This is a genomic window from Thermocatellispora tengchongensis (assembly GCF_014202315.1).
GTDB lineage: Bacteria > Actinomycetota > Actinomycetes > Streptosporangiales > Streptosporangiaceae > Thermocatellispora > Thermocatellispora tengchongensis.
On the sequence record NZ_JACHGN010000023.1, the window covers coordinates 76,112 to 89,102 of the forward strand.

The 12,991-nt window shown below is 73.8% G+C and carries 13 protein-coding genes; 9 read left to right on the top strand and 4 right to left on the bottom strand.

Annotation, left to right across the window (positions count from 1 at the left end; all coding sequences use genetic code 11):
• From HNP84_RS39980 to mtnB, 7 genes are read left to right on the top strand one after another with little or no spacing between them, the layout of a single operon-like run.
• Positions 1–1,548 carry an ABC transporter ATP-binding protein gene (locus HNP84_RS39980; RefSeq protein WP_185055270.1) on the top strand — a complete coding sequence of 516 codons (1,548 nt, stop codon included), beginning with the start codon at positions 1–3 and terminating at the stop codon, positions 1,546–1,548.
• Complete coding sequence (locus tag HNP84_RS39985) at positions 1,545–2,612, top strand: ABC transporter permease (RefSeq protein ID WP_185055271.1); 1,068 nt, start codon at positions 1,545–1,547, stop codon at positions 2,610–2,612. Before HNP84_RS39980 ends, HNP84_RS39985 begins: the two co-directional genes overlap by 4 nt.
• Positions 2,609–3,502 (top strand): ABC transporter permease, encoded by an 894-nt coding sequence (locus HNP84_RS39990; RefSeq protein WP_221337351.1) that lies wholly within the window; start codon positions 2,609–2,611, stop codon positions 3,500–3,502. The genes HNP84_RS39985 and HNP84_RS39990 overlap by 4 nt, the downstream gene beginning before the upstream one ends.
• Positions 3,499–4,536 (top strand): s-methyl-5-thioribose-1-phosphate isomerase, encoded by a 1,038-nt coding sequence (locus HNP84_RS39995; protein ID WP_185055272.1) that lies wholly within the window; start codon positions 3,499–3,501, stop codon positions 4,534–4,536. Before HNP84_RS39990 ends, HNP84_RS39995 begins: the two co-directional genes overlap by 4 nt.
• Positions 4,533–5,489, top strand: coding sequence for a nucleoside hydrolase (locus tag HNP84_RS40000; protein WP_185055273.1), 957 nt, complete (start codon positions 4,533–4,535; stop codon positions 5,487–5,489). Before HNP84_RS39995 ends, HNP84_RS40000 begins: the two co-directional genes overlap by 4 nt.
• Positions 5,486–6,166 (top strand): acireductone synthase, encoded by a 681-nt coding sequence (mtnC, locus tag HNP84_RS40005; protein WP_185055274.1) that lies wholly within the window; start codon positions 5,486–5,488, stop codon positions 6,164–6,166. The genes HNP84_RS40000 and mtnC overlap by 4 nt, the downstream gene beginning before the upstream one ends.
• Positions 6,163–6,786 (top strand): methylthioribulose 1-phosphate dehydratase, encoded by a 624-nt coding sequence (gene mtnB / locus HNP84_RS40010; RefSeq protein ID WP_185055275.1) that lies wholly within the window; start codon positions 6,163–6,165, stop codon positions 6,784–6,786. Before mtnC ends, mtnB begins: the two co-directional genes overlap by 4 nt.
• Before the next feature lie 55 nt (positions 6,787–6,841).
• Here the strand turns inward: mtnB and mtnK are convergent, their stop codons facing one another.
• On the bottom strand, positions 6,842–8,062 hold the full coding sequence (gene mtnK / locus HNP84_RS40015; RefSeq protein ID WP_312926836.1) for an S-methyl-5-thioribose kinase: 1,221 nt from the start codon (positions 8,060–8,062) through the stop codon (positions 6,842–6,844).
• A 125-nt stretch (positions 8,063–8,187) separates the two neighbouring features.
• Here mtnK and HNP84_RS40020 point away from each other — a divergent pair, with 125 nt between their 5' ends.
• Positions 8,188–8,766, top strand: a complete 579-nt coding sequence (locus HNP84_RS40020) for a 1,2-dihydroxy-3-keto-5-methylthiopentene dioxygenase (RefSeq protein WP_185055277.1) — start codon at positions 8,188–8,190, stop codon at positions 8,764–8,766.
• Positions 8,767–8,786: 20 nt separating this feature from the next.
• Here the strand turns inward: HNP84_RS40020 and HNP84_RS40025 are convergent, their stop codons facing one another.
• From HNP84_RS40025 to HNP84_RS40035, 3 genes are all read right to left on the bottom strand, one after another.
• On the bottom strand, positions 8,787–9,953 hold the full coding sequence (locus tag HNP84_RS40025; protein ID WP_185055278.1) for an acyl-CoA dehydrogenase family protein: 1,167 nt from the start codon (positions 9,951–9,953) through the stop codon (positions 8,787–8,789).
• A gap of 130 nt (positions 9,954–10,083) precedes the next feature.
• Positions 10,084–10,926, bottom strand: coding sequence for an ABC transporter permease (locus HNP84_RS54165; RefSeq protein WP_221337352.1), 843 nt, complete (start codon positions 10,924–10,926; stop codon positions 10,084–10,086).
• On the bottom strand, positions 10,923–11,828 hold the full coding sequence (locus tag HNP84_RS40035) for an ABC transporter substrate-binding protein (protein WP_221337353.1): 906 nt from the start codon (positions 11,826–11,828) through the stop codon (positions 10,923–10,925). Before HNP84_RS40035 ends, HNP84_RS54165 begins: the two co-directional genes overlap by 4 nt.
• Positions 11,829–12,186: 358 nt before the next feature.
• Here HNP84_RS40035 and HNP84_RS40040 point away from each other — a divergent pair, with 358 nt between their 5' ends.
• Positions 12,187–12,972 carry an ABC transporter ATP-binding protein gene (locus tag HNP84_RS40040; RefSeq protein ID WP_185055280.1) on the top strand — a complete coding sequence of 262 codons (786 nt, stop codon included), beginning with the start codon at positions 12,187–12,189 and terminating at the stop codon, positions 12,970–12,972.
• Positions 12,973–12,991 lie beyond the last annotated feature (19 nt).

Sequence of the window (12,991 nt, forward strand, 5' to 3'; positions counted from 1 at the left end):
GTGTCCGCAGCCGCCGGAGAGCCCGCGGCGGACGTCCCCGCCGCGGAGCTCGTCGCAGTGACCAAGCGGTTCGGGCCCGTGCTCGCCAACGACGCGATCGACCTGGCCGTGGCCAAGGGCGAGATCCACGCGGTCGTCGGCGAGAACGGGGCCGGCAAGTCCACGCTGATGTCGGTCCTGTACGGCCTGCACCGGCCCGACTCCGGCCACGTGCGGCGCGAGGGCAGGCGCATCCGGCTGCGCTCCCCCGCCGACGCCATCGCCCACGGGCTCGGCATGGTGCACCAGCGTTTCCGGCTGTTCCCCGAGCTCACCGTGGCCGAGAACGTGGTGATCGGCGCCGAGCCGGTCCGGCGCGGCTCGGTGGACCGGGCGGCGGCGCGCCGCGCGGTTGAGGAGCTGGGCGAGCGGTACGGCCTGCGCGCCGACCCGGACGCCCGCGTCGGCGACCTGCCGGTGGGCGTGCGCCAGCGGGTGGAGATCCTGCGGGCGCTGTACCGGGGCGCCGAGGTGCTGATCCTGGACGAGCCCACCGCGGTGCTCACCCCTGGCGAGGCCGCCCGGCTGTTCGAGGTGCTGCGTTCTGTCACCGCCACCGGCGCCTCGGTGCTGCTGGTGACGCACAAGCTGAGTGAGGTGCTGGCCGCGGGCGACCGGGTGACGGTGCTGCGCCGGGGCCGGGTCACCGGCCGCTTCGACACCGCCCGTACCACCGCGGACGAGCTGGTCCGGGCCATGATCGGCCGTTCCCTGGCCACCGCCGCCCCTCCGCGCGGGCGCGGCGCCCCACCGCGGGGCCCGTACGCCCTGGAGGTGCGCGACCTGAGCGTGCGCGACCGCGACGGGGTGGCCCGGCTGTCGGGGGTGTCGTTCGGCGTGCGCCCGGGAGAGATCGTGGGCCTGGCCGGGGTCGCCGGGAGCGGCCAGCGCGAGCTGCTCGACACGGTGACCGGCCTGCGCGCCCTCGGGCACGGCGACTCCGGCGAGGTGCTGCTCGGCGGCGCGCCCGTGCCGCGCGGCCGCGACCCCGAGGTGGCGTACGTGCCGGAGGACCGGCACGGCCGGGGCACCGCCGCGGAGATGTCGCTCGCGGAGAACCTGCTGATGGGCGACCAGCGCCGGATACGGACCGCCCGGTTCGGCCTGTCCCGGGCGGCGGTGCGGGCACGGGCGCGGGACCTGGTGGAGCGGTTCTCGATCAGCGCGGCCTCGGTGGACGCGCCGATCTCGGCGCTGTCGGGCGGCAACGCGCAGAAGGCGGTGCTGGCCCGCGAGCTGTCGCGGCGCACGCCGGTGGTCGTGGTGGAGGAGCCGACGCAGGGTGTGGACGTCGGCGCGCAGGAGCGGATCCACGCCCTGCTGGCCGAGGCCCGCGACCGCGGGCAGGCAGTGCTGCTGCAGTCCAGCGAGCTGCCGGAGCTGCGCGCCCTGTGCGACCGCATCCTGGTCATGTACGAGGGCCGCGTCGTGGCCGAGTTCCGCGGCGAGGACGCGACCGACGCCCGGCTGGGCGAGGCCATGACGGGCGCGGCGGGAGCCGTGCGATGAGCGCGGCCGGATCGGCGGCGGAGCTGGGCCGCCGGGTCGTGCTGTCCACGCCGGTGCCGGCGGTCGGCGGCGCGCTGGTGCTGACCACGCTGGTGATGCTGGCGGCCGGGGTGGACCCGGCGCTCGCGTACCCGGCGCTGGTGCGCGGCGCGGTGGCAGACGGCAACCTGGAGTACACCATCGCCGCGTTCGTGCCCACGCTGGGGATGGCGCTGGCGTTCGCGCTGCCGCTGCGCGCGGGCGAGTTCAATCTCGGCGGCGACGGCCAGATGGCGATCGGCGGGGTGGTGGCAGCGGCCGTCGCGCTGGAGCTGCCGCTGCCGGCCGGTATCGCGGTCGCGCTGCCGCTGGCCGCCGCGGCGCTGGCGGGCGCCCTGGTGGCGGGGGCGTCCGCGCCGCTGCGCACCCGCCTCGGCCTGCCCGCGATCGTGACGACGCTGCTGATCAGCGCGCCGGCCGTGTCGCTGGCCTCCTACCTGGTGCGCTTCCCGCTGGCCGAGCAGGGCACCGGCATGGCGCAGACCCCGCCGCTGCCGGAATCCGCCCACCTGCCGGCGCTGGCCGGCAGCGCGTACGTCACCATCGGCCTGCCGCTGGTCGCGCTGCTCACCGCCGCCTGGCTGTACGCCGACACGCGCACGGTCCTGGGCTACGAGATCCGGGCGACCGGCCAGAACCGCGAGTTCGCCCGATATGGGGGCGTGGCCGTGGACCGGCTGGCCGCGATCACGCTGACGGGCGGCGGCGCGTTCGCCGGCCTGGTCGGCGGCCTGATCGTGCTCGGCCCGCCGTACCGGTTCGTGGAGGGCGCGCTGACCGCCCCCGGCTACACCTTCACCGCCGTGGCGGCCGTGCTGCTGGCCACCGGGCGGCCGGTCGCGGTGCCGTTCACTGTGGCGCTGCTGACCGTGCTCCAGGCCGGCGGCCAGGGCATGGAGCGCGAGGCCGGGGTGCCCGGCCAGCTCACCCAGGTCGTGCAGGGGCTGATCATCGTGATCGTGGCCGTGTTCGCCACCGTGCGGCACCTGCGGGCCCGAAGCGGCGGGCGGGAGGCGCGGGCGTGAGCATCCTGGAGTTCTCCTTCCTGGCCGCGGTGCTCACCGCGACCGCGCCGGTCGTGCCGGCCGCGCTCGGCGGCCTGATCTGCCAGGCCGCGGGGGTGTTCAACATCGCCCTGGAGGGCCAGTTGCTGTGGGGCGCGTTCACCGCCGTGGTGTGCGGCCACCTGACCGGCAGCGCGTGGGCGGGCGTGCTGGGCGCGGTGCTCGCCACCGTCCTGTACGCGGGGCTGCTGTCGCTCGCCTCGGTGACCTTCCGCGCCGACCCGATCGTGGTCGCGGTGGGCACCAACCTGCTGGCGCTGGGGCTGACCGCGTTCCTGATGCGGCGGATCTGGGGCAGCGGCGGCACCTACAGCTCGCCGGACCTGGCCGGGCTGCCGACGCTGGCCGAGCTGGGGCTGGACGTGCCGGTTCTCGGGCCGCAGTCGCCGCTGGTGCCGCTCGCGGCGGCGCTGGTCGTGGCCGCCGCGTGGTGGCTGGCCCGTACCCGCTCCGGGCTGCGCGTGCGCGGCGTGGGCGGGCACCGTGAGGCCGCCGAGGCGCTGGGGCTGAGGGCCGGCGCGTACCGGCACGGCGTCACCCTGGCCGCGGGCGCGCTGTGCGGGCTCGGCGGAGCGCAGCTCGCCCTGGGCAACGTGACGCTGTTCAGCGAGGGCATGAGCGCCGGACGCGGCTGGATCGCGGTCGTCGCGGTCATGCTCGGCGGCGCACGCCCGTACCGGGTGCTGCTCGCCTGCCTGCTGTTCGGCGTGGCCGAGGCGGTGGGCTTCCGGCTCCAGGGCGCGGGCCTGCCGCAGCAGGCGGCCGACGCCGCGCCGTACGTGATCACGCTGCTGGCGCTGGTCCTGGTCGCCGCCGCGGCCAGGCGGCGCCCGAAGGAGACGACGACATGACCGAAGGGCCGCTGCTCGGCCGCTCCGTGCGCTTCGCCGGCGACGGCGCGGTGGAGATCCTGGACCGCCGCGTCTACCCCTTCGAGGTGCGCTGGGTGCGCTGCGCGACCAGCGAGGACGTGGCCGTGGCCATCGAGCGCATGGTCACCCAGAGCTCCGGCCCGCTGTACGCCACGACCGCCGGCATGGTGCTGGCGGCCAGGGAGGCGCGGACGGAGCCGCCCGGCGCCGCGGCGGAGCGGCTGCGCGCGGCCGGGGCGCGGCTCGTCGCCACCCGGCCGACGAACAACCACATCCGCGACGCCGTGCGGGCGATCCTGGACGCCACCGTGGACGGCCCGCTCCCGGACGCCTCGGGGGCGGAGTTGGCCGAGGCGGTCCAGGCGGCGGCGTCCGCGCACGACGCGGCGTACCGGGCCAGGAGCGCGGCGCTGGGCCGGCACGCCGCCGGCCTGCTGGAGGACGGCGCGCGGGTGCTCACCCACTGCTGGGCCGACGCCTACCTGATCGCGACCGTGGAGGCGGCGCGGGAGGCGGGCAAGGCGCTGGAGTTCGTGTGCACCGAGACCCGGCCCTACCTCCAGGGGGCGCGGCTGACGGCCGCCACGCTGGTCGAGATGGGCCACCGGCCCACCCTGATCACCGACGGCATGGTGGCCGCCGCGCTGGCCGACCGGCTCGCCGACGTGGCGCTGGTGGCCGCCGACAGGGTGACGCTCGACGGGCACGTGATCAACAAGGTCGGCACGCTCGGCGTCGCGCTGGCCGCCCGGGAGTTCGGCGTGCCGTTCTACGCGCTGGTGCAGGCCCCCGACCCGCTCGCGCCCACCGCCGCCGACGTCGTGATCGAGCACCGCGACGGCGAGGAGGTGCTGCACGTGCTCGGCGCGCGCACAGCCGCCGAGGGCGTCACCGGCTACTACCCCGCCTTCGACACCACCCCGCCGCGCCTGGTCACCAGGATCGTGACCGAGCGCGGCGTCTACCGGCCGGAAGATGTGAAAGTTCCAGTAGATGTGAAAGAGGCCGTATGACCCAGGTCCGGCGCGTCGTCGTGGACACCGACACCGGAATCGACGACGCGCACACCCTGCTCTACCTCGCCGGGCGGCCGGACGCCGAGATCGTGGCGATCACGTCGGTGTTCGGCAACTGCGTCGAGGAGGACTCCACCCGCAACATCGGCTACGTGCGCGACCTGCTCGGGCTGGACGCGCCGATCTCGCGCGGCGCCGCGGCGCCGCTGGCGGGCGCGCCGCGCATCGCGGGGCACGTGCACGGCAAGGACGGCCTGGGCGACCTCGGCCACGACCGGCCGATGCCCGAGGTGGCGGCCGAGAACGCGGCCGAGACCCTGGTGCGCCTGGCGGCCGAGAACCCCGGCGAGCTTGACCTGCTGGCCCTGGGCCCGCTGACCAACCTGGCCGCGGCGCTGCGCATCGACCCGGAGCTGTTCACCCGCTACCGCTCGGTGGTGCTGATGGGCGGGTCGGGCCCGTACGCGCCGCCCGGCACGCTGCTGATGGTCGACGCCAACATCGACAACGACCCGCTCGCCGCCGCGGCGGTGTTCGCGGCGCCGCGCAACGAGCTGGTGATGGTGGGCGTCAACGTCACCGGCACGACCATCTTGGACGAGCGCGCGATCGGGGCGCTGCGCGCGAGCGGCACCCCGGTGGCGCGGTTCGCCACCGAGATCCTGGACGCGTACCTGGACTTCTACCAGAACGAGTGGGGCCGGCGGATCATCCCGCTGCACGACCCGCTGGCCGCGGGCGTCCTGCTCGACCCGTCCTTCGCCACGGCCTGGCAGGACGGCCCGGTCAACGTGCGCGGCGACGGGTTCCTGTCGCGGGCGCGGCTGATGCGCACCCACGACGGGCTGCCGCCCGCCTTCCCGTACGAGCCCGCGCCCGACACCAGGGTGATCACCGCGGTGGACGCGCCGCGTTTCGTCGCCGACTTCGTGGAGGTGCTGACCCGATGAGCGAGAACGCCCCCGCCTGGATCGTGCTGGACATCGAGGGCACGACCAGCTCGACCGCGTCCGTGCACGAGGGCCTGTACGACTACGCCCGCCCGAGGCTCGGCCCGTGGATCGAGGCGCACCGCGACGACCCCGAGGTGGCCGCCGCGGTGGCGGAGACCGGCGGGGCCACCACGGAGGAGACCGTGGCCATCCTGCACGCCTGGATGGACGGCGACGTCAAGGCCACCCCGCTCAAGACGCTGCAGGGCCGGATCTGGGCGGCCGGGTTCGCCGCCGGCGAGCTGACCGCGCACTTCTTCGACGACGTGCCGCCCGCGCTGCGCGCCTGGCACGAGCGGGGGGTGCGCCTGGCGGTGTTCTCCTCCGGGTCGGTGTCCGGTCAGCGGCCGTGGTTCCGGCACACTCCGGCCGGCGACCTGACGCCGCTGGTGGAGCGGCACTTCGACACCGTCAACGCCGGGCCCAAGCGGGAGCCCGCCTCGTACGCGCGGATCGCCGAGGCGCTGGGCGCGCCCCCGGGCGAGCTGCTGTTCCTGTCCGACGTGCCCGCCGAGCTGGACGCCGCCGCGGCGGCCGGCTGGCGCACGATCGGGGTGCGCCGGCCCGGCGAGCCGAGCGAGAACGCCGACTTCGGCGCCCACCCGGTGGTGGCGTCCTTCGAGGAGGTCAAGTGAGCAGGGCCCTCAACGCCGAGAACGTGCTGGAGGCGGGCGGCAGGCTGGCCGCCGAGGCGGCCCGCTTCACCTCCTTCGGGTGGATGCGCGGCACTTCTGGGAACCTGTCGGAGGTCGTGACCCGCGAGCCGCTGCGGCTGGCGGTCACGGCCAGCGGGCTGGACAAGGGCGAGCTGGCCGCCTCCGACGTGGCCGTGGTGGGCCCGGACGGCGAGCCGGTCGAGGTCGGCGGGATCGAACCGCTGGTCCCGTCGGCCGAGGCCGGCCTGCACGCCCGGGTGGCGGCGCTGACCGGCGCCGACGCGGTGGTGCACGTGCACGCGCTGAACGCGGTCGTGGCCGGGCACCACTGGCCCCGCGGCGTGCTGCTGCGCGACGTCGAGACGCTCAAGGGCATCGGCCGGCTCGCCCATGACGACGAGGTGGTCATCCCGGTCATCGCCAACAGCCAGGACATGCGCGAGCTCGGCGACCGGTTCGAGGCCGCCTACGATCCGCGCACCCCCGCGGTGATCGTGGCGGACCACGGGCTGTACGCCTGGGGCCCGAACCTGAAGCGGGCCCGCCACATCACCGAGTGCGTGGAGTGGCTGCTGGCCTACAAGATCGCCACTCGCTGAGCGGCCGGCAAGATCGCGACGCGCTGAGCGGCCGGCGAGACCGCCACGCGCCGGGTCATGCGGTCGCCGCCGCGAGGAGGCCGCCCACGCCGTCGAACACCGAGGGCGTGGGCGGGGCGGTCAGCAGGTGGCGCGCGGCGTGCAGCACGCCCCGGATCGCCTTGGCCCGCACGTCCTCGGGCAGGGTCTCGATGTCGGTGACCCGGGAGAAGCCGATCACCCTGCGGGCGGCCTTGGCGGCGCCGTACGCCGCCGCGTCGGCGCGCACCCTGGCGAGGTAGGCGGCCAGCACGCCGTCACCGTAGACGCGCGGGTCCACGCGCTCGGGCCACAGGGCGGTGAACTCGCGCTCGAAGGCGTCCCAGGTCTCGCCGGCCAGCCCGAGCACCCAGGCCGCGTGCTCCTCGTCGCCCAGCGCGAAGCCGCGGGCGGCGGCCAGGACGTAGTTGCCCCACAGGGCGCCGATGTCGAAGCCGACCGGGCCGTAGAAGGCGAACTCCACGTCGAAGGCCCGCGTGGAGCGGGGCGCGCCGGGCGCCTCGGGGCGGACCAGCACCGAGCCGGTGTGCAGGTCGCCGTGGATCAGGGCCTCCGCGTGGGTCATGAACGCGATCTTGGCCATGCCGATGGCGGTGCGCACGGCCGGGTCGCCCGCGTACGCGGCCACGTCGGCCTCGTTGGCGGGCAGGATCCTGTTGTGCTCGTGCTCGATGTAGGGCTCGGTGAAGACCAGGTCCTCGGTGATCTCGCACAGCTCGGGGTTGACCGCCGCGGCCACGGCCGCCTTGTGCGCCTCGGCGCCCAGGCCGAAGATCGAGGTGCCGAACGCCACGCGCGCGACGTATCCGCCCAGGTCGGCCGCCACACCCTCGTTCCTGTGGCCCTCGTTGAGCAGGCCGCGCCACACCCGGTGGTCCGACAGGTCCTCCAGCGCCATGACGTGGCGCTCCTCGTCCACGTCGTACAGGGCGGGCACCAGGCCGGGCGCCACCTCGCCGTGCACGGCCAGCACCCTGGCCTCGATCCGATTGCGGTCGGGGGTGATCGGCCACTCGGGGTCCACCCGGACGTACGGCATCGACTGCTTGAGCACCACGCCGGGGCCGCCCTGGGTCTCCACCGCGAACACCAGGTTCATGTTGCCGTCGCCGACCTCGCGCACCCGCCTGATCGTCGCGGGATCGACGAGCCGGGCCAGCGCGGGCCGGCCGGCGATGTAGGCGGGCACGTTCTCGACGGTGAGCAGCTCGTACGACTGCGCGGCGTCCGCGACCACGGTCAACGGAGGGTCCTTTCCACGTTCCGCGCCCGGCCCCGCCAGGACAGGCGCACCTCATCGGTATTACCGATATTACAAGTAGGATTAGGAGGTAGAGCCGGAAAAGGAGCACAATGGGAGGCATGACATACCTGACCGTGTACTCCGACGGCGAGACCCCCGAGACGCTGCTGCGCACCGAGGACCCCGCGGAGATCGAGGCGGCCCTGAAGGAGATCGGCGTACGGCTGCGGCACTGGGAGGTCGTGGACGGCCTGGGTGACGACGCCGGGCAGGAGGAGGTCCTGGAGGTCTACCGCGACGAGGTGGCCCGGATCGTCGCGGAGGAGGGGTACACCTTCGTGGACGTCGCCCAGCTCCACCCGGACGACTCCCCCGACTGGCCCGAGCGCGCCGCGGCGGCCCGCGCCAAGTTCCTCGACGAGCACACGCACGACGACGACGAGGTGCGCTTCTTCGTCAGCGGCTCGGGCATCTTCTACCTGCACGTCGCCGGCAAGGTGCACGCGGTGCTGTGCGAGGCCGGCGACCTGCTCAGCGTGCCGGCCAGGACGACCCACTGGTTCGACATGGGCACCAGCCCCGACTTCACCGCGATCCGCTTCTTCCACGACGACGACGGCTGGGTCGGCGACTTCACCGGCGACCCGATCGCGAGCCGCATCCCCGACTACGACACCATCGTCGCGACCCGCTCCTGACCGGCTCCCAGGAGCGATTTTCAGGAGTACGGCCCCGGCGTGGGCAGCGCCCCGGTCAGGGCGTGGTCACCGATCTCCCTGAGCTTGTAGGCGACCGGGTCGTGCAGCGTGTGGGTGCGGGCGTCGCGCCAGTACCGGTCGAAGCCCGCGCCCGCGGCGGTGCCCCGCGCGCCGATCACGTCGAACACCCGCGCCGTGACGTCGAGCACCGCCCGCTGGGCGACCACCTTGGCCGTGGACACGGCGACGGCGGTCTCGCCCCGCTCGCCGGCGGTCAGGCTCCGGCCCCGGCGCGCGGCCCGGTCGAAGGCGGCGCGGGCCCGCTCGGCCAGCGCCTCGGCCGCGGCCGTGGCGGCGGCCAGCTCACCGTAGGTCTCCAGGATGTACGGGTCGCGGGTGGCGGTCTCGACACCGCTGCCGGTCCACGGACGGGTCTTGGTGCGGGTGTACTCGGCCGCCGCGGTCAGGGCGCCCCGGGCGATGCCGGCGTACAGGTGGGCGAAGACGACCTGGAATCCCGGCACGACCAGGCTCTGGTCCGGCCGCGCCGCCTCCTCGCCCGGCGGCACCTCCCCGACCACCCACTCGCCCGGCACCCTGGCCCGGTCGAACTCGACCCCGCCGCTGGCCGACCTGCGCACCCCGAACGCGTCCCAGTCGCCGGCGTGCCGCACCCCGGGCGCCCGCCCGTCCAGCACCACCATCACCTTGCCGCCCGCGCCCTCGACGCTCCCGCTGACCACGATGCGGTCGGCCACCTGCGCCCCGGTGGCGAACCCCTTCCGCCCGCCGACGAGGTAGCCGTCGCCGTCGGGCGTCAGCGTCAGCCCCGGCTCGCGCGGGTTGCTGGCCCCGCCCCAGAACCACCCCTCGCGCACGGTGCCCCGCGCCGCCCGCTCGGCCAGCTCCGCGTTGTCGTAGCGCCCCAGCCGCCACAGGTGCAGGTAGTGGTAGCCGAGCAACATCGCCGCCGACGCGTCGGCCGCCGCGAGGGTCCGCACCACGTCCAGGGCGTCGGCCCACGATCCCCCCGCCCCGCCCAGCTCGCGGGCCACCAGCAGCCCGAGCAGCCCGGACTCCCGCAACAACGCCACCTCGGCCTCGGGGGCGCCGCCCTTCGCGTCCCGCGCCACCACGTCGGCGGCGAGCACCTCCGCGACCCCGCGCGCGGCCTCCACGTGATCCATGTCGCCCGATCTCCATGTATTTCCTGTAAGAACACCATGAATATCCGCCGGACGGGGGCGGGCGGTGGAGTCCGCGGGCCTGACCGCTCAGCAGGGCACCGTTCACGCCCACCGAGCGGGCTGCGAGCGGTCAGCGCTCCGACGTGGTCTCGCGGACCCAGGGCAACGCCAGTCGCTCGATGAGCGCGAGGGCGGAGTAGAGGGCGACGCTCATCGCCCCCAGCAGGGTGATCGCCGCCCAGGCGGTGGCACTGTCGGCGATCCCGCTGTACTGGACGATCTGGTAGCCGAGGCCGCCCTCCCCGGCCTGGAACTCGCCGATCACGGCGCCGATCGCGGCCAGCGGCATGGCGACCTTCAGCCCGACGAAGACGTGCGGCAGCGCGGCCGGAAACCGTACTTTGCGGAAGGTCTGCCAGCGCGAGGCGTCCAGGGATCGGGCCAGTTCGGCGAGCTCGGCGGGCGTCGTGGTCAGGCCGGTCGCGGTGGAGAGCACGATCGGGAAGAAGGAGAGCAGGACGACCATGGTCAGGATCGGCCGCTGGCCCCAGCCGAGCGAGACGACCAGCAGCGGCCCGAGCGCGATCTTCGGCACCGCGTTGATCGCCACCAGCAGGGGCGAGAACATCCGCTCGGCCGCCCGCGAGGCGGCCAGGAGCAGGCCGATCGACACTCCGGCGACCACGGAGATCAGGAAGCCGGCCACCGTCTCCAGCGTCGTCGTGGCCAGTCCGCCGAGCAGTTCCGCGGACTTGGCCTGGAACGCGGCCAGGACCTCGGCAGGCGCCGGCAGCACCGCCGGATGGACCAGGGGGAACGCCGAGGTGACCATCCACCAGCAGCCGATCGCGACCGCGAGCCCGAGAGCGGGCCACCCCACCGCCGTGCCCGCCGCGCTCCCGCCGGGAACGACACGTCGCGCGGGCCGGGTCTCGCGCGGCTCGGCCGCGTCACGTGCCCCTCGTCCGGTCACGGCCTCGGCGTCAGCTCTGCGCTGATCAACTGCTCGGGGGTCACCCCGGCCGGCATGGCGCCCGCGTCCTGGAGAAGCTCGATGCTGCGGGCGACCCGCTTGGTGTCGATCGTGCCGACCACGGCGCCCGAGCCCTCCGGGCGGACGAAGGCCCGCATCAGGGTGCATTCGGCGGCGGCGGGGACGGCCGCCGACGCCGGCACGTTCTTCTGCAGGATTCGGCCGGCCTCGTCCGGGTTGTCGATGCTGTGGGCGAGCCCCTTCATCAGGGCCCCGATGAAACGCTTGGCCAGGTCCGGCCGCTCCTTGGCGATCGTGGCCGAGGTGACCAGGACGTTGCCGTAGAGATCGCTCATCACATCGCTGTACGGGAGCACGACCGCCTGCTTGCCCTTGGCCACCGACTCCACCGTCGGCTCGCCCACCACGAACTGGCCGATGGCCGCCACCGAGCCGCTCGCCAGCAGGCCGATGAGGTTCGCGGGTGCGCCGTTGACCCAGGTGACCTTCGTGGCGTCCACGCCCGCGAGCTTGGCGTAGGTGGGGAAAAGGTTGCGCACCACCGAACCCGGGCTGTCGGCGATCGTCTTGCCCTCCAGGTCCTTCGGCGTGGCGATGCCGTTGCCTTCGAGGCTGATCAGCGCCGCCATGGTGCGCTGCTGGATTCCGGCCACCACGACGATGCTCTTGGCGCCGCCGTTGCCGCGCGCCAGCAGGAGGCCGGTGAGATCGACCGGGGTGAACATCGCCGCTCCGGCCTCGATCTTCGAGATGTTGTCGCCCGTGCCGCTCCCCGGCTTGATGTCCACATCGAGGCCGGCCTCGCGGAAGAACCCCTTGTCCTTCGCGACCCAGGCGTACGCGTCTCGCCCGAAGTTGCCGAAGGAGGTCAGATAAGTCACCTTTTCCAGCGCTTTATCACTGGAAGTCGATGTCTGCTGCTCAGTGTCAGGATTGCCGCAAGCGACGATGAGCGCACCGGTCAGGGCGAGAGCCGCGACAGTACGGATGAGCCTGCTCATGCACCGCCTCCTTTCCTCCGACGCGGATCGGCCCGCGAAGGGACGTTCGGTGCTGGAGCCGGAAGATCATGGGCGAGGTGATGTCGCGGGCAGCGTACGAGGCGCCTGAGCCCTCAGCCGCGAATCTGCATGATAATACAATAAAAGGTATCTATCCCACAGCACTCCCATTTCTTGCCAATCCATATACTCTGCTGCGGCCGGGGTAAAACCCACAGTCAAATGGAGAACCGTGCGCATGATCGAGCTGACTGGGGTTTCCCGTAGTTTCCGCGGACGAACCGGGCTGGTGGAGGCGCTGCGCGGTCTCAGCCTGACCGTGGCCGAGGGCGAGTTCGTCGCTCTGGTCGGCCGATCAGGATGCGGCAAATCCACCCTTCTGCGGCTCATCGCCGGTCTGCTGCCGCCGTCCGAAGGCGAGATCACGGTCGCCGGCGAGCGGGTCACCAAGGCGCGGCGTGACATCGCGATGCTCTTCCAGCGGCCGGCGCTGCTGCCCTGGCGATCCGTGATCGACAATGTGCTGCTTCCGGTGGAGATCTTCGGCTGGCGCCGGGCGGCGCATCGCGAGCGCGCCCTGCGACTGCTGGAGATGGCCGGGCTGGCCGGCTTCGAGACGCGCCTGCCGCACGAGCTGTCCGGCGGCATGCAGCAGCGGGTCTCCCTGTGCCGCTCGCTGATCGGCGACCCCCGGGTGATGCTGATGGACGAGCCGTTCTCCGCGCTCGACGCGATCACTCGCGAGGAGCTGTCGGTGGAGTTGCAGCGCGTGCACATGGACAACGGGTTGACCATCGTCTTCGTCACCCACTCCATCGACGAGGCGGTGCTCCTGGCCGACCGGGTGGTGGTCCTCACACCGCGTCCCGGACGTATCAGAGAGGTGATCAACATCCGCATCCCGCGCCCGCGGCCCCTGGGCCGCAACGCCCATCTGGAAGAGGTCGCCCGATGCAGCGCCGACCTGCACGAACTGCTGATGGAGCGGGGCACGTCGGTGCCGGCCCAGGACCTGGGGCGGTGAGCGTGCGCCCGTCCGCCGA

Coding starts and splice junctions, on each gene's coding strand:
- HNP84_RS40020 (WP_185055277.1), top strand. CDS start 8,188: ATGACATACCTGACCGTGTACTCCGACGGCGAGACCCCCGAGACGCTG.
- HNP84_RS39985 (WP_185055271.1), top strand. CDS start 1,545: ATGAGCGCGGCCGGATCGGCGGCGGAGCTGGGCCGCCGGGTCGTGCTG.
- HNP84_RS40040 (WP_185055280.1), top strand. CDS start 12,187: ATGATCGAGCTGACTGGGGTTTCCCGTAGTTTCCGCGGACGAACCGGG.
- HNP84_RS40000 (WP_185055273.1), top strand. CDS start 4,533: ATGACCCAGGTCCGGCGCGTCGTCGTGGACACCGACACCGGAATCGAC.
- mtnC (WP_185055274.1), top strand. CDS start 5,486: ATGAGCGAGAACGCCCCCGCCTGGATCGTGCTGGACATCGAGGGCACG.
- HNP84_RS39995 (WP_185055272.1), top strand. CDS start 3,499: ATGACCGAAGGGCCGCTGCTCGGCCGCTCCGTGCGCTTCGCCGGCGAC.
- HNP84_RS40025 (WP_185055278.1), bottom strand. CDS start 9,953: ATGGATCACGTGGAGGCCGCGCGCGGGGTCGCGGAGGTGCTCGCCGCC.